This is a genomic window from Rhodococcus sp. M8, assembly GCF_015654185.1.
GTDB lineage: Bacteria > Actinomycetota > Actinomycetes > Mycobacteriales > Mycobacteriaceae > Rhodococcus > Rhodococcus aetherivorans.
Genome location: NZ_CP064065.1, coordinates 306668 through 326380, shown reverse-complemented (window position 1 = coordinate 326380; position 19713 = coordinate 306668). Strand labels below are relative to the sequence as shown.

The following is a 19713-nucleotide window of genomic DNA, read 5'->3' as shown; positions in this document are numbered from 1 at the left end:
TGGTCGTGGGCGTCGACATCAGTACGTGACCTCCTGCGACCGGCGGCGTACGACCGTCACCTCGTCGCGTTGATTTCCGGTGGGGCCGAGGTAGTTGAACGCGAACGACGTCTGCGCGTAGCCACCCGCCAGGTGGGTGGGCTTGATCAGGATCCTCGTGAGCGAGTTGTGGATGCCGCCGCGGGTACCGGTGGTCTCGGTGAGCGGCACGTCGATGGTGCGTTCCTGCGCGTGGTAGACGTACACGACGCCGTCGGGCATGCGGTGCGAGACGATCGCGCGGCACACCACGACGCCGTTGCGGTTGACGGCCTCGACCCAGTCGTTGTCACGCACCGAGATCTTCGCCGCGTCCCCCGGGCTCATCCACATGGTCGGACCGCCCCGCGAGAGGGACAGCATGAACAGGTTGTCCTGGTACTCGGAGTGGATCGACCACTTCGAGTGCGGGGTGAGGTACCGCACGGTCAGTCCGACGCCGTCGCCGCTGCCCACGGCGGGCTCGCCGAACAGGCGCGACATGTCCAGCGGCGGACGGTAGGTCGGCAACTGCTCGCCGAGTTCCTCGATCCAGTCGTGATCGACGTAGAAGTGCATGCGGCCGGTGAGCGTGTGAAACGGTTTGAGTTCCTCGATGTTCACCGTGAACGGCGCGTAGCGGCGCCCGCCGGTCTCGCTGCCGGACCATTCCGGGCTGGTGATCACCGGGACCGGCCGGGCCTGGGTGTCGGCGTAGGTGATGCGGCGTTCCTCGCTGCCCTCGGCGAGGTGCACGAGCCGGCGGCCGGTGCGCTTCTCGAGTTCACGGAAGCCCTCGACGGCGAGCCGGCCGTTCGAGGTGCCCGACAGCGCGAGGATGACATCGGCCATCCGTTCGGCGCTCGTGACCGCCGGGCGGCCTTCCCCCGCACCGGAATTCATCACACCGAACGTCGCGGCGAGCTCCGCGACCTCCTGCACCGGACGTGTCGTGACGCCCTTGGTGGTCAGGCCGAGGGTGTCGACGAGCGGCCCGAGAGTCGACCATTTGTCGGCGATCGCGGTGTAGTCCCGTTCGACCACCGCGAGCGGGCCCATGGCCCGGCCCGGCACCGGCACCTCCCCGGTGACGCGCCAATCCTTCTCCGTGCCCGACGGATACGCCATCGCGCCCGGCGTGTCGTGCTGCAGTGTGCCGAGCACGATGTCGGTGCGGGTTCCGAGATGCTTCGCCGCCAGCGCGCTGAACACCTTCGCGATGGCGCCGAAGGCCTCGTAGTCGGAACGCGTTTCCCACGGAGGGTCGATCGCGGGACTGAAGGCGTGGATGTAGGGGTGCATGTCGGTGCTCGACAGGTCGCCCTTCTCGTACCACGTCGCGGCAGGCAGCACCACGTCGGAGAACAGCGTGGTCGACGTCATCCGGAAGTCGATCGACATCAGCAGGTCGAGCTTGCCCTCGGGCAGGTCGTCCGGCCAGGCGACGTCGTGCGGGCGCAGGTCCGGACCGGTCGGCACGCCCTGGATGTTCGAGTCGGTCCCGAGCAGGTGCCGCAGGAAGTACTCGTTGCCCTTGCTGGACGAGCCGAGCAGGTTGGACCGCCACACGTTGAGCACCCGCGGCCAGTTGCGCGGGTTGTCCGGGTCGGTGACCGACAGTTTCACCTCGCCGCTCGCGAGTTTCCGGGCGACGTACGCGGGGATGTCCACGCCCGCAGCCCGCGCCTCGTCGGCGATCTCGTGGGTGTTGCGGTCGAACTGCGGGTAGAACGGGGTCCACCCCATCGCGACCGCGGAGGTCATCACGTCCATCGTGTGCTTGTCCCGGAACCGGCCGCGGCCCAGCGGGCTCGCCAGCGCGTCGGCGCGGTACCCGTCGTAGCGCCACTGGTCGGTGTGGACGTACCAGTACGACGTACCGGCCATCTGCCGCGGCGGCCGGCTCCAGTCGGTGCCCATCGCCATCGCAGCCCAGCCGGTGACGGGCCGGCACTTCTCCTGCCCGACGTAGTGGGCCCAGCCACCCCCGTTGCGGCCCATCGACCCGGTGAGAAGGAGCAACGCCAGCACCGCCCGGTAGGTCGCGTCACCATGGAACCACTGGCAGATGCCGGCACCCATGATGATCATCGACCGGCCGCCGGATTCCTCCGCGTTGCGCGCGAACTCCTTCGCGATCCGGATCGCCTGGGCGGCGGGAACTCCCGTGATGCCTTCCTGCCACGCCGGGGTGTAGGGGACGGCGGGATCGTCGTAGCCGGTCGGCCACACGCCCGGTAGGCCCGGACGGGAGACGCCGTACTGCGCAAGCATGAGGTCGAACACGGTGCACACCAGGTGTCCTCCGACGCGCCGCACCGGCACTCCGCGCTCGATGCTCGCCCCGTGCCCGTCGACCGTGTCGAAGCTCGGCAGGTGCACCGTCACCGCGTCCTCGCCGGCGATGCCGCCGGGATGCGCGACGGTCAGTGCCGGCACGAGGTCGCCCAGATCGAGGTTCCACTTGCCGATGCCGTCGTCGCCGTACCGGTAGCCGAGCGAACCGTACGGAACCGCCACGGTGTCGGTCGCACCGTCGAGCAGCGCCGGCTTGAACGCCGCGTTCTCCACGTCCCGACCGAGGTCGGCCGCGGTGAGGTTCTTGCCCGGGACGAGCCGGCCGTCGCGTTCCTCGAGTTTCACGAGGAACGGCAGGTCGGTGTACTGCCGGACGTAGTCGACGAAGAAGGGGACCCGCTGCTCGACGTAGAACTCGGTCAGCAGCACGTGGCCCATCGCCATCGCCAGCGCGCCGTCGGTGCCCGCCGCGCACGGCATCCATTCGTCGGCGAACTTCGTGTTGTCGGCGTAGTCGGGACTCACGGTCACGACCTTCGTGCCGCGGTAGCGGACCTCGGCCATCCAGTGCGCGTCGGGTGTGCGCGTGACCGGCACGTTCGATCCCCACATCATGAGGTAGGCCGCGTCCCACCAGTCGCCGGATTCGGGCACGTCGGTCTGGTCCCCGAACACCTGCGGAGAGGCGACGGGAAGGTCGGCGTACCAGTCGTAGAAGGACGTCATGACGCCGCCGATCAGCTCGACGAACCGGGAACCGGCAGCGAAGGACACCATCGACATCGCGGGGATCGGCGAGAAGCCGGCCACCCGGTCGGGTCCGTATTCCCGGACGGTGTGCACGTGGGCCGCCGCAATCATCTCGGTCGCCTCGGCCCACGTCACCCGGACCAGGCCGCCCTTGCCGCGGGCCCGCTGGTAACGGCGGCGCCGTTCGGGATCGCCCTGGATGTCGGCCCACGCCAGAACGGGATCGCCGAGCCGCGCCCTGGCCTCGCGGTACATCTCGACGAGCACGCCGCGGGCGTACGGGTAGCGCACCCGCGTCGGCGAGTACGTGTACCACGAGAACGCAGCGCCGCGGGGACAGCCGCGCGGTTCGTACTCGGGGCGGTCGGGGCCCACCGTGGGGTAGTCGGTTTCCTGCGTCTCCCACGTGATGATCCCGTCCTTGACGTAGATCTTCCATGAGCACGAACCGGTGCAGTTGACGCCGTGGGTGGACCGGACCACCTTGTCGTGACTCCACCGATCCCGGTAGAAGATGTCGCCTTCGCGTCCGCCGCGGCGGGTGACGGTCCGGCCGTCTCCGGAGATCTCCCCCGGGGTGAAGAACCGTCCGCTGCTGCGCAGCAACTCTTCGGCGGCACCGCCGGTGTGCTGGGTTGTCACGTCATCTCCCGTCGGGTCGCGTCGTGGTGGTCGTGCCGGCCCCGGGTGTGTCGCGCGCGGCGTTCTCGTGGGCCCTCAGCTTGACCGCGGTGTAGAGCAGGGCGACGAGGGCGGTGACGACGAGCAGCGCCAGTCCCACCGTGTAGTCGTTGTCGGCGGGGTCGTAGGTCGCGCCCATGACCAGCGGCGGGAAGTAGCCGCCGAGCCCCCCGGCCGCGGCGACGATGCCGGTGACCGATCCCACGGACTTCGCGGGGGAACGTCGTGCGACCCAGGCGAAGACACCGCCGGTGCCGACGCCGAGGAAGACCGCGAGCAGGATGAAGTCGGTGGCCGCCCACACCTCCGGCGGCGGCTGCAGGATCGCGATGGCGGCCATCACCGCGGTCCCGGCGAACGAGACGAGCACGACGGGCTTGGGTCCGATCCGGTCGGACAGGGCACCGCCGATCGGCCGCGCGATCACCGCGGCGAGGGCGAACGCCGCGGTGCGGGCGCCCGCGTCGACGGCGGAAAAGCCGTAGACGGTCTTGATGTAGGTGGGCAGGTAGTTGCTGAAGGCCACGAATCCGCCGAACACCACGGCGTAGAGGAACGACATCTCCCACGTGACCCGCAGTTTCAGTGCCGCAGCAAGTTTCGGTCCGACAGGGTCGGTGTTCGGGTGGAAGTCCGGGGAGTTGCGCATCACGAGGACGCACACGCCGGCGGTGACGGCGAGGGCGGCCGCGACGATGACATGCGTCGCGAGGAGCCCGAACCAGTTCACGAAGCGTGGGGTGAAGAATGCCGAGAGCGCGGTGCCGACCATGCCGGCGCCGAAAACACCCGTGGCGAAGCCGCGGCGGGCGGGTTCGTACCAGTTGTTCGCGAACGGGATTCCGACCGCGAAGATCGTGCCCGCGATGCCGAGGAAGAACCCGCAGACCAGCAGGAGCGGGTACGACCCGGCCTCGGCCGCGAAACCCACTGCGATCACGGGCAGGATCGACAGGAGGGAGATCGCGATGAACATGATCCGTCCGCCGTGGCGGTCGGTGAGCGAACCGACGGCGATGCGGCCGAGCGAACCGACCAGGATCGGCGTCGCGACCAGCATCGACGCCTGCGAGCTGCTGAGGGACAGCTCACCCGCGTAGGTGGTGGACAGCGGGCCGATCATGTTCCAGGCCCAGAAATTGATGGCGGAAACCCAGGTGGCCAGCGCCAGGTTCGGTCCCCGGCCGGAACCGGGGACACGCTCCGTTGCGGTGTTCACGTCCCCAGAGAACCACCCTCAGGCAACGAGCGAGCCGCTTTGAGGGAAAAGGTGCATGGCGGGCCGGCGGTGGGGACATGCGAACGGTTCCGCCCCGGAATACGGCACGTGGAGTCACCGAACATATTGTGCGTCAACACAGTACAACGATCCGGTCACGCCGGGGCGAATGTCCCGGACCCCGGGGCGCGACCCGGCCGATGCCCGACGCGTGCCTTCCCCCGGAAACACGGCCGCGGCCCCGCACCTTCCGAGGGTGCGGGGCCGCGGTGCGACTCGGAGGCCGGACTACTGCTGCGTGTCCTCGGCCGCGGGAGCCTCGGGTGTCTCGCCCGAAGCGTCGGCGGTGTCCTCGTCGGGCACCGGCACCAGGCTGATCTTGCCCCGGTTGTCGATGTCGGCGATCTCCACGCGGATCTTCGAGCCCACGTTGACGACGTCCTCGACCTTGGCGATGCGCTTGCCGTTGCCGAGCTTGCTGATGTGCACCAGGCCGTCGCGGCCCGGCAGCAGCGAGACGAACGCGCCGAACGCCGTGGTCTTGACCACGGTGCCCAGGAAGCGTTCGCCCACCTTCGGCAGTTGCGGGTTCGCGATGGCGTTGATCTTGTCGATCGCGGCCTGCGCGGACGGGCCGTCGGCGGCACCGACGTACACCGTGCCGTCGTCCTCGATGGAGATGTTCGCGCCGGTCTCCTCGGTGATCGAGTTGATCATCTTGCCCTTGGGGCCGATGACCTCGCCGATCTTGTCGACCGGGACCTTGATGGTGGTGATCCGGGGCGCGAACGGGCTCATCTCGTCCGGGGTCTCGATGGCCTCGGCCATCACCTCGAGGATGGTGGCGCGGGCGTCGTGCGCCTGCGACAGCGCCCCGGCGAGCACCTGCGACGGGATCCCGTCGAGCTTGGTGTCGAGCTGCAGCGCGGTGACGAAATCCTTCGTGCCGGCCACCTTGAAGTCCATGTCACCGAACGCGTCCTCGGCGCCGAGGATGTCGGTCAGCGCGACGTAGCGGGTCTCACCGTCGACCTCGTCGGAGACCAGGCCCATCGCGATGCCCGCGACCGGGGCCTTGAGCGGCACACCGGCGTTGAGCAGCGACAGCGTCGAGGCACACACCGAGCCCATCGAGGTGGAGCCGTTCGAGCTGAGCGCCTCGGAGACCTGACGGATCGCGTAGGGGAACTCCTCCTGGCTGGGCAGGACCGGGATCAGGGCCCGCTCGGCGAGGGCGCCGTGGCCGATCTCGCGGCGCTTCGGCGAGCCGACGCGGCCGGTCTCACCGGTGGAGTACGGCGGGAAGTTGTAGTGGTGCATGTACCGCTTGCTGGTCTCGGGACCGAGCGAATCGATCTGCTGCGCCATCTTCACCATGTCCAGCGTGGTGACACCCATGATCTGGGTCTCGCCACGCTCGAACAGCGCCGAGCCGTGGGCCCGGGGCACGATCGCGACCTCGGCGGACAGGGCGCGGATGTCCGTGATGCCGCGGCCGTCGATGCGGAACTTGTCCCGCAGGATCCGCTGGCGGACCAGCTTCTTGGTGAGCGAGCGGAACGCCGCGCCGATCTCCTTCTCACGGCCCTCGAAGTTGGGGGCCACCTGCTCGAGGACCTCGACCTTGACCTCGTCGGTCCGCTCGTCGCGCTCCTGCTTGCCGGCGATGGTCAGCGCCTCGGCCAGCTTGGTCGACGCGGCGGCCTCGACGGCCTCGTACACGTCGGCTTCGTAGGCCGGGAACAGCGGGAAGTCACCGGTGGGCTTCGCGGCCGCGGCGGCGAGCTGCTGCTGGGCGACGCACAGCCGCGCGATGAACGGCTTGGCGGCCTCGAGACCCTCGGCGACGACGGTCTCGGTCGGCGCCTGCGCACCGCCGGCGACCAGCTCGACGACGTTCTCGGTGGCCTCGGCCTCGACCATCATGATCGCGACGTCGGCGGTGTCGGGGTTGTCGCCGCCACCCACGATGCGACCCGCGACCACCATGTCGAACACGGCGTTCTCGAGCTGCTCGACCGTCGGGAACGCGACCCACTGGCCGGTCTTGTTCTCCTCGGAGGTGATCAGCGCGACCCGCACGCCGCCGACCGGGCCGGAGAACGGCAGGCCGGCGATCTGGGTGGACGCCGACGCGGCGTTGATCGCGACGACGTCGTACAGGTCGTTCGGGTTCAGGCTGAGCACCGTCACCACGACCTGGATCTCGTTGCGCAGGCCGTCGACGAAGGACGGGCGCAGCGGCCGGTCGATGAGGCGACAGGTCAGGATCGCGTCGGTGGAGGGCCGGCCCTCGCGACGGAAGAACGAGCCGGGGATGCGGCCCGCGGCGTACATGCGCTCCTCGACGTCCACCGTCAGCGGGAAGAAGTCGAAGTGCTCCTTGGGCTGCTTGCTGGCGCTCGTCGCCGACAGCAGCATGGTCTCGTCGTCGAGGTACGCGACGACGGAGCCGGCGGCCTGCTGGGCGAGGCGGCCGGTCTCGAAACGAATCTGGCGGGTGCCGAAGGACCCGTTGTCGAGGACTGCGACGGACTCGAACACGCCCTCGTCGACCTCGACTGCTGAATTGCTGGTCATCTCTACTCTTCTCTTCCCTCTCGTCTTCGCCGTACCCGCGCGGGCGCCACAACCCTCGTGGCTGCGGCTGCGCACCGATCGCCCGTGCCCGCGTCTCACGGGCCGAGCGTGCGGAGGCGGTCGTCGATCGAAACCGTCCGGACCGGGTCCGGAAGGTCACTACCGAAGACCGACACCGTCGGTGCATACGGTTCCGCGGGCGGTGTCGCCGTCCGCGGGTGCCGCTGCCGGTGTCCGGTGGGCACGTCACCCACCTCCGGCCGCGCAGCGGCCAAACACCGATAGCCAACGAGGCTCAGTCTAAGCATTGCCTCGTTGGCTATCGGAAAGATCAGCGAACGCAGATCGCGTCGTCGCTTCGCCGCGCTCCTATCGGCGCAGACCCAGACGCTGGATCAGCGAACGGTAGCGGTTGACGTCGACCTTCTCGACGTACTTGAGCAGCCGGCGACGACGACCGACCAGCAGCAGCAGGCCGCGGCGGGAGTGGTGGTCGTGCTTGTGCTGCTTCAGGTGCTCGGTCAGGTCCTGGATGCGCTTGGTGAGCATCGCGACCTGCGCCTCGGGCGATCCGGTGTCGGTCTCGTGGAGGCCGTACTCGCCGAGGATCTGCTTCTTCTGCTCGGTGGTCAATGCCACTGGGATACTCCTGATCGATGATGTCCGCGCGCTTCGTGGAACGGGCCGATGCCCGTCGGTGCGGCCACCGCGAACCGCAGCACACACCAGCGGATGAGCGTACCAGAGGGGCAGGTGCCGGCCCCGGCCACCCTCAGCCGCGGGCTCCGGTGCCGGATCGGCGGCCTCCGGTGGCCTCGATCACCTCGGCGAACGCCTCCTCGAGGAGGGTCGCGTACCGATCGAGATCCGGCATCAGCAGCGGGGAGCTCATGACCGTGACGGCGAACGCTTCGCCGGCCCGGCTGAAGGAGTGCACCAGACCCATCCCCGGGCGGAGGGACTGGATGCCCGCGACGAAACGGAACGTTCCGCCGTGGTAGGTCCAGTCGGCGTCGGCGCCACAGTCGACACTGGTGACCGCGGTCTCGGCGGGTGCCGCGAACCCGCCCGCCGACGCCGCACGGTCGCGCCGGTCCGCCGCCCGGCGGTACAGCGGATACGGCACCGCGCCCGCACCCGCGAGGCGGTGCAGCACCTCGGGGGACGTCGCGACCCGCCGTTCGCCCGCGAGTGCGTCGGCCACGGCCGCCACCCGGTCGCGGGGATCGGCGACCTCGGTACACAACGGAACGATCGCGGCGGTCAGCCGATTGACGCCCAGCGCGGCACCGGCCGCGCCGACCGCGACCGGAACCGCGACGTGGGCGCCGACGACGGGCCGGCCGCGCTCGCCGAAGTAACGCTGCATCGCGAGGGACACCGCTGCCAGGCCCATCGCCGTCACGGTGTAGGTCCGGCCGACGAGACTGCCCAGGTCGGGCCGCACGATCCGGATCACCCGGTCGGGCCCGGGCGCCCCGGCGAGCACCGCTGCGGGCCGCGCCGCCGGGGACGGGACCGTCGGGGCGTCCGCGGACCGCGCCGACGCCGCGCGCCGCACCAGGACCGCGCCGAGCGTCAGGTAGCCGAGCCGCAGGTACCAGCGGGCGAAGCGCGCCACACCCGAGACCGCTGCGGCGACGTGCTGCGGTCGCGCCGCGGCCGGCGGTAGGCCGGGAACGCGCAGCGGTTGCCCGTCCGCGCCGAACAGCGCGCCGAGGAAGGCGGGCAGCGCCGAGCCTGCCATCACGGCGTGACTGACCTGCAGCACGACGACCGTCACGGTCGCGCCCGGATCGTCCGGGTCGGCCACCGCGACGAAGACGTGCAGGCACCACGCGCGCCGCCGGACGTCCAGCGGGTCCGCGCACAGGTCGGCGATGGCGTCGATGCACGCGGTGAATGAGCCGCCGGCCCACTCGTGGCACTCGATGCGCTCCTCGGGCGGCAGCTGCGCCCGCACCCAGTACGGATAGTCCAGCCGGCCGGGCGCCTCGACGACCCGCCGGTCCAGCACGGTCAGCAGATGCGCCCGGGAGCGCAGGTGAGCGGACGCGTCCTCGGGGCCGCGGATCGCACCGTCCCGCTCGTCGAACACGACGAAGGCGGACCAGTCGGTCGGCCGGTCCGATTTCGACTCGTGATAGTTCGCGGCGTCCGCCCAGGTCAGGCGCGCGTGTCGCCACTGACGTATCGACACACCGGGAATTGTCCCCGATCCGGGCGGGGCCCGGACCGGAACGGCCCTAGCCGCGAGTGCGCTCGAGCACCTCGCGGGCCCGCTCGGCGTCGCGGTGCATCGCCGAGATGAGAGCCTCCACCGATTCGAACCGCTCCATGCCGCGCAGCCGCTCGACGAAGTCGACCGCGACGTGCTGGCCGTACAGGTCGGCCTCCTCGTCGAGGACGAACGCCTCCACGGTGCGGGTGCGCCCGGAGAAGGTCGGATTGGTGCCCACCGACACCGCCGCGAGGTACCGCTCCCCCGGCGTGACGGTGCCGAGCCCCCCGGTGCCCGGGCCGAGGACGGTGAACCAGCAGGCGTAGACGCCGTCCGCGGGGATGGCCGAGTACATGGGCGGCGCGACGTTCGCGGTGGGGAAGCCGAGATCGCGGCCGCGGCCGTCCCCGTGCACCACGACGCCCTCGACGCGGTGCGGGCGGCCCAGCGCGTCGGCCGCGGCGGCGACGTCGCCGGCGTCGACGCACGAGCGGATGTAGGTGGAGGAGAACGTCACCGCATGTTCGCTGAGCAAGGTCAGGCCCTGAACGGCGAAGCCGAAGCGCTCGCCGATGGTGCGCAGCAGGTCGACGTTGCCGGCGGCCTTCTTGCCGAAGGTGAAGTTCTCGCCCACGACGACCTCGGCGACGTGGAGCCGCTCGACGAGGATCTCGTGGGCGTACCGCTCCGGGGACAGCTTCATGAACTCGGGGGTGAACGGCATGACGCAGAAGACGTCGATGCCGAGCTCCTCGGCCAGTTCTGCCCGCCGCGCGAGGGTCGTGAGCTGCGCCGGGTGACTGCCCGGCCGCACGACCTCCATCGGGTGCGGGTCGAACGTCATCAGGACGCTGGCTGTGCCGCGTTCCTTCGCCGACTTCACTGCCCGCGCGATCAGCTGCTGGTGCCCGCGGTGCACACCGTCGAACACCCCGATCGTCAGGACACAACGACCCCAATCCGCGGGAATTTCGTCGAGACCTCGCCATCTCTGCACAAGCGCAGCCTACGACCCGGCGGCCGGACGGTCATCTCCGGCTCGCCCGGGGCGTCGCATGGACAACGCCGACGGCACACCGCCATAATTTCGGTATGCCGAACATTTTCGTTGGACTCCGCAAAATCGCCGTGGCGTTCGCGGCCACGGCGATCCTGGCGGGCTGCAGCTCGGCGCAGAGTTCCGACGACGACCGCCCCCTGGTGCTGACCACCTTCACGGTGCTCGCGGACATGGCCCGCAACGTCGCCGGGGAACACCTGCGGGTCGAGTCGATCACCAAGGTCGGTGCCGAGGTCCACGGCTACGAGCCCACCCCGGGCGACCTCCGCTACGCCACCCGGGCCGACCTCGTCCTCGACAACGGCCTGGGCCTCGAGCGCTGGTTCGAACAGTTCCTCGCCGACACCGACGCCGCCCACGCCGTCCTCAGCGAGGGCGTGCCGCCGCTGCCGATCGGCGAGGACGCCTACGCGGGGCGGCACAACCCGCACGCGTGGATGTCCCCGTTGGCGGCCCAGACGTACGTCGACAACATCGCCGCCGCGTTCGCCGAGCTCGACCCCGAGCACGCCTCCGACTACGCCGCCAACGCCGCGGCGTACCGCGCCGAACTGCAGGCGGTGCACGAACAGCTCGTCGCCGACCTGGCCGTGCTGCCGCCGAATCACCGAGCGCTGGTCACCTGCGAGGGCGCCTTCAGCTACCTGGCCCGCGACGCCGGCCTGAGCGAGGCGTACCTGTGGGCGGTCAACGCCGACCAGCAGGGCACCCCCCAGCAGATCGCCCGTACGGTCGACTTCGTCCGGGCCAACGCCGTGCCCGCCGTGTTCTGTGAGTCCACCGTCTCGGACAAGGCCCAGCGGCAGGTCGCCGAGGACACCGGTGCCCGGTTCGGCGGAACCCTGTACGTCGACTCGCTCTCCGAGCCGGACGGCCCCGTGCCGACCTACCTCGAGCTGCTCCGGCACGACGTCCGCACCATCACCGAAGGGCTGCGCCCATGACCGCGACACCCGCCCCCGCACTGGCCGTCTCCCGCCTGAGCGTGCACTACCGCACCGTCACCGCGCTCGACGGCGTCGACCTGACCCTCGCCACCGGCCGGGTGTGCGGGCTCGTCGGCACCAACGGCTCGGGCAAGTCGACCCTCTTCAAGGCGATCATGGGCATCGTGCGGCCGAGCGCCGGCACCGTGTCCATCGGCGGCGCCGACACCGTCACCGCCCGCAAGGCCGGAGCCGTCGCGTACGTGCCGCAGAGCGAGGCCGTCGACTGGGACTTCCCCATCAGCGTGGGCGAAGTCGTGATGACGGGCCGCTACGGCCACCAGAACTGGCTGCGCCGGCCGCGGCCTGCCGACCACGCCGCGGTCCGGGCCGCGCTCGAACGCGTCGACATGGCCGGCTACGAGCAGCGGCAGATCGGGCAGCTCTCGGGCGGTCAGCGCAAGCGGGTCTTCGTCGCCCGCGCCATCGCCCAGGGCGCTCCCCTGTTGCTGCTCGACGAGCCGTTCGCCGGGGTGGACAAGCGCACCGAGGCGGCGCTGACCGGCGTGATCCGGGACCTCGCCGGCTCCGGGCACACGGTCCTCGTCGCCACCCACGACCTCGCCGGGCTGTCGACGCTGTGCGACGAGGCCGCGCTGCTGCAGCGTCGCATCCTCGTGCACGGCGCCCCGGAGGAGGTGCTCCGGCCGGAGAACCTCGCCCGCGCCTTCGGCGTCGACCCGCTGGTGCCGACCCCTTACGTTCCCCAGGAGGCGCGGTGAACCTCGTCGAACTGATCGTCGAACCGCTGCAGTACGGCTTCATGCAGCGTGCGCTCGTCGTCGCGGTGGCCGCCACGGTCGTGTGTGCCCTGCTCAGCTGCTGGCTCGTCCTCATCGGCTGGTCGCTGATGGGCGACGCCGTCTCCCACGCCGTGCTGCCGGGGGTGGTGCTGGCCTACCTGGTGGGGGCACCGTTCGCCCTGGGCGCGTTGCTGTTCGCCGGGGCCGCCGTCGCCCTGATCGGGCTCGTGCGCAGCACCACCAAGGTCAAGGAGGACGCCGCGATCGGCGTGGTGTTCACGACGCTGTTCGCCCTCGGCGTCGTCCTGATCTCCAAGAACCCGAGCCAGGTGGACCTGCACCACGTGCTCTTCGGCAACCTGCTGGGCCTGGCCACCGAGGACATGTGGCAGGTCACCGCCCTCGCGGTGGTGGTGCTCGTCGTGCTGATCGCCAAGCGCCGCGACCTGACCCTGTTCGCGTTCGACCGGGGGCAGGCCCACGCCCTCGGGATCTCCCCGGCCCGGCTGTCCGCCCTGTTGCTCGCTCTCCTCGCGGTCACCATCGTCGCCGCCATCCAGGCCGTCGGGGTGATCCTCGTCGTGGCGATGCTGATCATCCCCGGTGCGACGGCGTACCTGCTCACCGAACGGCTGTCGCGGATGCTGGTGCTCGCCCCCACCCTGGCCGCGCTGACATCGGCGGCCGGGGTGTACGTCAGCTACTACACCGACGCCTCCACCGGCGGTGTCGTCGTCCTGGCGCAGGCCGTCGTGTTCACGGTGGCCTACCTCTTCTCGCCGCACCAGGGACTGATCACCGGGGCGCTGCGGCGGCGGGCACGGCTGCGCGACGCGGATGAATCCGCGGTGAGACTTGCCTAAGCTGTCCCCGTGGGCGAGAGAAGCGGGACGACCGAGGTGGCGACGGCGGACACGCTGACGCCGGTCGCGCAGGACTACCTCAAGATCATCTGGACCGTGCGGGAATGGTCGGGGGAGAAGGTCTCGACGAAGCTGCTCGCGGAGAAGCTCGGAGTGTCGGCGTCGACCGTCTCCGAGGCCGTCCGCAAGCTCGCCGATCAGGGCCTCGTCGACCACGCCCGCTACGGCGCGATCTCCCTCACGGACTCCGGGCGCGCCGCCGCCGTGGCCATGGTCCGCAAGCACCGTCTGCTCGAGACGTATCTGGTCCAGGAACTCGGCTACGGCTGGGACGAGGTGCACGACGAGGCCGAGGTCCTCGAGCACGCCGTCTCCGACCGGCTCGTCGCCGCCATCGACGCCAAGCTCGGCCATCCCGAGCGGGACCCGCACGGCGACCCGATCCCGGCGGACGACGGCACGATCCCCACTCCCCCGGCCCGGCAGCTCAGCGCGTTCGTCGACGGCGAGCACGGCCGCGTCGCCCGCATCTCGGACGCGGACCCGGCGATGCTGCGCTACTTCGACGACGTGGGCATAGCCCTCGACACCGACATCCGGGTCGTCGAACGCCGCGACTTCGCGGGCACCGTCTCGGTCCGCATCGGCGGCGACGGCGGCACCACGGTCGACCTCGGGCATCCCGCGGCCGACGCGATCTGGCTGGTGTAGGCGGCCGCGGCGCCGGTGTGTCCTTCGGGCGGCGGGAGCAGCCCGAAGGACACACCGCTACATGGTGGCCGGGCGCACGACGAACACTGCCGAGGCCCGCTTGCCCTTCTCCTGCAGCAGCGCCGCGGCCCGGCCGGACGGGTCGATCGCCGCGTACACGCCGGGAATCCCCACCGGATCCAGCCATCGGCCGTTCGCCAGCAGTTCCGCCTCCGCCGCGGTGACGTCGCGGCACGGGAACGCGGTGCGGACGGCTGCGTCGATGTCCAGGCTCACGGCCGGGCTCTCCTCGAGCTGGGCGAGCGTGCGGGCGTGCTCGAGCCCGAACGGGCCGACCCGGGTGCGCCGCAGCGCCGTCAGGTGCGCGCCGACGCCCAGGGCGGCCCCCAGATCCCGGGCCAGCGCCCGGATGTAGGTGCCGGACGAGCACTCCACCTCGACGTCGAGATCGACGAACCCGTCCGAGGTGGTCCGCCGGGACAGCACCTCGAACCGCGAGACCGTGACCGGCCGGGCCGCGAGCTCGACGGTCTCCCCCTCGCGCATCCGGGCGTAGGCGCGCTTGCCGTCGATCTTGATCGCGCTGACACTGGCAGGCACCTGGGAGATCTCCCCCGTGAGCGCGGCGACGGCCGCCGCGATCGCCTCGTCCGCGACGGCGGAGGCGTCGGTGGTCGCGAGCACCTCACCCTCGGCGTCGTCGGTGACGGTGCTCTGCCCGAGCCGGATCGTCGCCGAATACGCCTTGGTGGTGAGGGCGAGCAGGCCCAGCATCTTCGTCGCGCGCTCCACCCCGAGCACGAGCACGCCCGTCGCCATCGGGTCGAGGGTGCCGGCATGACCGACCTTGCGGGTGCCGAGCAGCCGCCGGCAGCGGGCCACCACGTCGTGGCTGGTCATACCCGGGTCCTTGTCGACGACGAGCAGGCCGGCACGGGCAAGGGCGGGGTTCTCGGAGGCAGACACGGGGCCCGATTCTGCCACCTGCCGCGGCGGCCCCGGTGTCAGTGCACGACGATCGCGGTGAGCACCAGCCCGTCGGCGATCAACCACCGCCCGTCGAACGCCGACAGCGGCGCACCGTCGCGGGTGTCGCCGGGTACGAGCAGGTCGGAACGGAACGTGCCCGACGCGGCCGCGCCCGGTACGGCGGCCGCGCCGTCGCGCTCGAACGTGATGTGGGCGTCCTCGAAGCCCAGCCAGCGCCCGGTGAGCGGGAACCACGCCTTGTAGGTGGCCTCCTTGGCACAGAAGAGCAGGCGGTCCCAGTGCAGGCTCGGCTCGGTGCCGGCGAGCCAGGTGCGCTCCTGCGGCAGGGACACCGCCTCGAGCACCCCGTCGGGCAGGGGACCGTGCGGCTCCGCGTCGATCCCCAGCGACCGCACCTGCAGCGCGTAGGCCAGGACGGCGCCGCGGTAACCGTCGCAGTGGGTGAGGCTGCCGACGACTCCCCGCGGCCATACGGGCGCCCCCTTGTCGCCCTTGAGCACCGGCCCGGGCTCCATCCCGAGCTGCCGCATGGCGAGCCGCGCGCAGTGCCGCGCCCCCGCGAACTCCCGTCGCCGCTTGTCCACCGCACGGGCGACGAGCGCCTCCTCCTGCGGGTGCGGCCGCAGGCCGGGCGGGTCCTCGAACAACTCCGCGGCGGCGATGCCGTCGGGCAGGATCCGGGTGATCAGCCCGGTGCGGGTCGAGGTCGTCGGGTCGGTCATCGCAGCTCCCCAGTGCGCGTGTTCTGTGCAGCGCGCTCAGCGCGCATCTTCTCGACTTCGGCTTCCATCTCGGGGGTCACCCGGAAGTGCCCGCCCCACTTGTTCAGCGATCCCGGCGGATACTCCGGCACCGGCAGGATCTGGCGCAGCAGCGGCTCGGGCAGACCCCGGCGCTGCCATTCCCGTGGGTAGCCGAGGGAGACCTCCTCGAAGCGGACGCCGTCGTAGTACGTGGTGCGCGGGATGTGCAGGTGTCCGTACACGGCGCACAACGCGCGGTAGCGCAGGTGCCAATCGGCGGTCTCGGTGGTGCCACACCAGAGGGAGAACTCCGGGTAGAACAGCATCCGGGTGGGTTCGCGGACCAGTGGGAAGTGGTTGATCAGCACCGTCGGCAGCGCCGGGTCGAGGGCGTCGAGGCGCTTGCGGGTGTCGTCGAGCCGCACGCGGCACCACACGTCGCGGGTGACGTACGGGTCGGGTGAGAGGAGGAACTCGTCGGTGGCGACGACGTTGCGTTCGCGGGCGAGCGCCAGGCCCTCGGCCTTCGTCGTGGTGCCCTCGGGCAGGAACGAGTAGTCGTAGAGCAGGAACATCGGCACGAGCGTCACCGGCCCACCCTCCCCGTGCCACACGGGATACGGGTCCTCCGGGGTGAGCACGTCGAGTTCGCGGCACATCGTCACGAGGTAGTCGTACCGGGCGGCGCCGTGCATCTGCACCGGGTCCTTGGCGGTGGTCCACAGCTCGTGGTTGCCGGGAACCCAGATCACCTTGGCGAAACGGCTGCGCAGCAGCGACAGCGCCCAGCGGATGTCGTCGGACTTCTCGGCGACGTCGCCGGCGACGATCAACCAGTCGTCCGGGGATTCGGGGTGCAGATCCTCGGTGACGGGGCGATTGCCTCGATGCCCGACGTGGATGTCGCTGACCGCCCAGAGTTTCCCCGTCACCGGTCCTGCCCTTCTGTCTCGTCCCGTACCGTCTCGCGCCGGATCTGCCGGTCCGCACCGGCGACGGCCCACCGCCCCGACCGGGTCCGCCAGACCACGGCCGCCATGCGGAACACGATGAACACCGTAAGCCCCGTCCAGATACCCGCGAGCCCCCAGCCCCACACCAGCGAGCACCAGACGACGGGCAGGAAGCCGAACAGCGCGGACGCGAGCGTGGCAGTGCGCAGGAAGGCGGCGTCACCGGCGCCGAGCAGCACCCCGTCGAGCGCGAACACCACTCCGGCGGCGGGCATGAGCGCGACGAAGAACCACCAGGCGACGTCGATCTGCTCGAGGACCGCCGGATCGTCGGTGAACAGCGCCGGGATCACGTCGCCGCCGAGCAGGAACGCCAGGGCCAGGCCGGTGGCGAACACCGTAGACCAGGCGGTGATCCGCCAGGCCAGGCGCTTCGCGCCGGACCGGGCCCCCGCCCCGAGCGCCGCACCCACCAGGGCCTGCGCGGCGACGGCGAGCGAGTCGAGGGTGAGCGCGACGAAGTTCCACAGCTGCAGCACCACCTGGTGCGCCGCGACGGCCGCGGCACCGAAGCGGGCCGCCACCGCGGCCGCGGACAGGAAGCACGCCTGGAAGGCGAGGCTGCGGGCGATCAGATCGCGGCCGAGGCGCAACTGCGCCACGATCACCGCGCGACGAGGCCGCCGCGGCACACCGGCCCGGAGCAGTGCCCCGACGAACAGGGCCGCGGAGACACCCTGTCCGGCGACGTTGGCGACGGCGGAACCGGCGAGTTCCCAGCGGGGGGCGCCGAGCAGGCCGTGCACGAGCACCGGGCACAGCACCGCCGAGAGCGCGAGCCCGGCGAGCACGTACCGCAGCGGGCGGGCGGTGTCCTGCACGCCTCGCATCCAGCCGTTGCCGGCGAGCCCGACGAGGATCAGCGGTGCGCCGAACAGGGCGACCCGCAGCCACGACACCGCGGCGTCGGCGATCTCCGGGTCCCCGGCGATCAGCGCGGCCACCGGTTCCGCCAGTACCTGCCCGACGAGCAGGATCGCGGTGCCGACACCGAGCGCGAGCCAGGTGGCCTGCACACCCTCGGCGACGGCGGCGTCGCGCCGGCCGGCGCCGTGGAGGCGGGCGGCGCGGGCCGTGGTCCCGTAGGACAGGAAGGTCAGCTGGGTGCTGACCTGGGCGAGGACGAGGCCGCCGATGGCGAGGCCCGCGAGCGCGAGCGCGCCGAGCCGGCCGACGACGGCGATGTCGAACAGGAGGTACAGCGGCTCGGCGGCGAGCACCCCGAGGGCCGGCACCGCGAGCCCGAGGATGCGCCGGGCGGTGGCCTCGGGGACGACGTGCGGGGGCGCGTCCGGTTCCGGGCCGGCGGTGTCCCGCGGTTGCGGCGCCGGCACCGTCAGTCCAGGGCCGCGCGCAGCGCCGTGACGACCCGGTCGCGGTCGCCGTACGCGGTGTATCCGGATGCGAACCGATGCCCACCTCCGCCGAGGGCGGTGGCGGCGACGGAGACGTCGACGGCGTTCTTCGAGCGCAGCGATACCGTCCACACGTCCGGGCCGCACTCCTTGAACACGGCGGCGACCTCCGCTTCGGCGGTGGTCCGGACGATGTCGATGACGCTTTCGACCTCCTCGGCGCCGAGGTGCACCGAATCGGCGCGCAGCACCGTCGCGTGGACGAGTCCGCGTCCGCCGGCGGCGTCGGGAACGAGCGTCGCCGACGCGAGCACCCGCGACAGCATCGGCAGCCACCCGAAGGGGTGCGTGTCGAGGAGCCGTCGCGTGATGGCGGCCCCGTCGATGCCGGTGGCCAGCAGGCGCTCGGCCAGACGGTGTCCCCCGGCGCGTCCCCACCGGAACGAGCCGGTGTCGGTGACCAGCCCCGCGTACAGGCAGTGGGCGAGGTCCGCGTCGATCTCCACGCCCCACTCGTCGAACAGCTCGGCGAGCACGGCGGTGGTGGATTCGGCGGCCTCGTCGATCAGATTGTGGGTGCCGAACCGGGTGTTGGAGCGGTGGTGGTCGATCACCAGGGTGTGCTTCGCGCCTGCCAGCCGGTCCGCGAGATGCCCGAGCCGGCCGGCCGTGCCGCAGTCCACGGTGACGAGCAGGTCGACCTCGCGGCGCACCTGCCCGGCGGGCACCCGCAGGTGCCCGCCGGGCAGGTCGCGCATCGACGCCGGGACGGCGGCCGGCGACGCGAACGCCACCTGCACCGGAATGCCGCGCCGCTCGAGCACCGTGCCGAGTGCCAGGCCGCTGGCGAAGGTGTCGGCGTCGGGCTGGACGTGGCAGAGGATCGTCACCGAGGTGGCGTCCTCGAGGAGCGCGACGGCGTCGCGCAGATCGACCGCCGTGGCGGCCTGGATCGACTCGGCCATCGGTGCGCTACAGGTCGTCACCGTCGTCGGGACGCACCCGTGGTTCCTTGTAGGGATCCGGCTCGCCGGCGGGAGCGGCGCCCTCGCGGGCCTTGGCGAGTTCCTCGTCGGCGGCCCGTGCCCGTTCGAGGAGTTCCTCCATGTGCCGGGCGGTGTCCGGCACGGTGTCGGTGACGAAGGTCAGGGTGGGGGTGAACCGCACCCCGGTGCCCGCCCCGACCTTCGAGCGCAGCACGCCCTTGGCCTTCTCCAGGCCTGCGGCGGCCGCGGCCAGGTCGGGTTCGGTGTCCAGGTCCTCGCCGCGGACCGTGTAGTAGACGGTGGCGTCGTGCAGATCCGCGGTGACCTTCGCATCGGTCACGGTGACGAACGCCAGCCGCGGATCCTTGATCTCGTGATCGATGGCCGTGGCGACGATCGTGGCGATGCGCTTGGCCAGTCGACGTGCCCGTGCTGGATCGGCCATGTCAGTCGGTTCCTCTCCCCGGCCGCCGGCGGCGACCACATGTTTGTTCCA

The 19713-nt window shown here is 71.2% G+C and carries 16 protein-coding genes; 4 read left to right on the top strand and 12 right to left on the bottom strand.

Annotated elements, in window-relative coordinates:
• Positions 1-18 precede the first annotated feature (18 nt).
• The 6 genes from ISO16_RS01480 to ISO16_RS01455 all read right to left on the bottom strand — a co-directional run bounded on the left by ISO16_RS01480 (position 19) and on the right by ISO16_RS01455 (position 10764).
• Positions 19-3708, bottom strand: a complete 3690-nt coding sequence (locus ISO16_RS01480; RefSeq protein ID WP_072635122.1) for a nitrate reductase subunit alpha — start codon at positions 3706-3708, stop codon at positions 19-21.
• 1 nt (position 3709) lies between these two features.
• The gene (locus ISO16_RS01475) at positions 3710-4966 is read right to left on the bottom strand and encodes a nitrate/nitrite transporter (RefSeq protein ID WP_072635121.1); all 1257 of its coding nucleotides are present in this window, start codon (positions 4964-4966) and stop codon (positions 3710-3712) included.
• A gap of 288 nt (positions 4967-5254) precedes the next feature.
• Entirely contained in the window at positions 5255-7546 is a 2292-nt protein-coding gene (locus ISO16_RS01470) for a polyribonucleotide nucleotidyltransferase (protein WP_006948313.1), read from the bottom strand.
• A gap of 369 nt (positions 7547-7915) precedes the next feature.
• Entirely contained in the window at positions 7916-8185 is a 270-nt protein-coding gene (rpsO, locus tag ISO16_RS01465; protein ID WP_003935677.1) for a 30S ribosomal protein S15, read from the bottom strand.
• A gap of 133 nt (positions 8186-8318) precedes the next feature.
• Positions 8319-9746: a WS/DGAT domain-containing protein gene (locus ISO16_RS01460; RefSeq protein ID WP_072635120.1), complete on the bottom strand. Its 1428-nt coding sequence runs from the start codon at positions 9744-9746 to the stop codon at positions 8319-8321.
• A 46-nt stretch (positions 9747-9792) separates the two neighbouring features.
• Positions 9793-10764, bottom strand: a complete 972-nt coding sequence (locus ISO16_RS01455) for a bifunctional riboflavin kinase/FAD synthetase (RefSeq protein WP_006948316.1) — start codon at positions 10762-10764, stop codon at positions 9793-9795.
• Between the two features lie 95 nt (positions 10765-10859).
• Here ISO16_RS01455 and ISO16_RS01450 point away from each other — a divergent pair, with 95 nt between their 5' ends.
• Genes ISO16_RS01450 through ISO16_RS01435 form a run of 4 tightly spaced genes read left to right on the top strand, consistent with a single transcriptional unit; the run spans position 10860 to position 14130 of the window.
• Positions 10860-11771, top strand: a complete 912-nt coding sequence (locus tag ISO16_RS01450) for a metal ABC transporter substrate-binding protein (protein ID WP_006948318.1) — start codon at positions 10860-10862, stop codon at positions 11769-11771.
• A complete protein-coding gene (locus ISO16_RS01445; RefSeq protein WP_006948323.1) occupies positions 11768-12535 on the top strand; it encodes a metal ABC transporter ATP-binding protein in 768 nt (255 codons plus the stop codon). The genes ISO16_RS01450 and ISO16_RS01445 overlap by 4 nt, the downstream gene beginning before the upstream one ends.
• Positions 12532-13419, top strand: a complete 888-nt coding sequence (locus ISO16_RS01440; RefSeq protein ID WP_006948325.1) for a metal ABC transporter permease — start codon at positions 12532-12534, stop codon at positions 13417-13419. The genes ISO16_RS01445 and ISO16_RS01440 overlap by 4 nt, the downstream gene beginning before the upstream one ends.
• Before the next feature lie 36 nt (positions 13420-13455).
• Positions 13456-14130: a metal-dependent transcriptional regulator gene (locus ISO16_RS01435; protein ID WP_029543295.1), complete on the top strand. Its 675-nt coding sequence runs from the start codon at positions 13456-13458 to the stop codon at positions 14128-14130.
• Positions 14131-14187: 57 nt separating this feature from the next.
• Here ISO16_RS01435 and truB read toward each other — a convergent pair whose 3' ends face one another.
• The 6 genes from truB to rbfA are packed head-to-tail and all read right to left on the bottom strand — an operon-like array spanning position 14188 to position 19662.
• Positions 14188-15096 carry a tRNA pseudouridine(55) synthase TruB gene (truB, locus tag ISO16_RS01430; RefSeq protein WP_072635119.1) on the bottom strand — a complete coding sequence of 303 codons (909 nt, stop codon included), beginning with the start codon at positions 15094-15096 and terminating at the stop codon, positions 14188-14190.
• 38 nt (positions 15097-15134) lie between these two features.
• Positions 15135-15842, bottom strand: a complete 708-nt coding sequence (npt, locus tag ISO16_RS01425; RefSeq protein WP_006948331.1) for a 4'-phosphopantetheinyl transferase Npt — start codon at positions 15840-15842, stop codon at positions 15135-15137.
• Positions 15839-16795 (bottom strand): metallophosphoesterase family protein, encoded by a 957-nt coding sequence (locus ISO16_RS01420; protein WP_006948334.1) that lies wholly within the window; start codon positions 16793-16795, stop codon positions 15839-15841. The genes npt and ISO16_RS01420 overlap by 4 nt, the downstream gene beginning before the upstream one ends.
• Positions 16792-18210: an MATE family efflux transporter gene (locus tag ISO16_RS01415; protein WP_083662502.1), complete on the bottom strand. Its 1419-nt coding sequence runs from the start codon at positions 18208-18210 to the stop codon at positions 16792-16794. Before ISO16_RS01415 ends, ISO16_RS01420 begins: the two co-directional genes overlap by 4 nt.
• A 2-nt stretch (positions 18211-18212) precedes the next feature.
• Positions 18213-19196, bottom strand: a complete 984-nt coding sequence (locus ISO16_RS01410) for a DHH family phosphoesterase (RefSeq protein WP_050035100.1) — start codon at positions 19194-19196, stop codon at positions 18213-18215.
• 7 nt (positions 19197-19203) lie between these two features.
• On the bottom strand, positions 19204-19662 hold the full coding sequence (rbfA, locus tag ISO16_RS01405) for a 30S ribosome-binding factor RbfA (protein WP_029543285.1): 459 nt from the start codon (positions 19660-19662) through the stop codon (positions 19204-19206).
• Positions 19663-19713 lie beyond the last annotated feature (51 nt).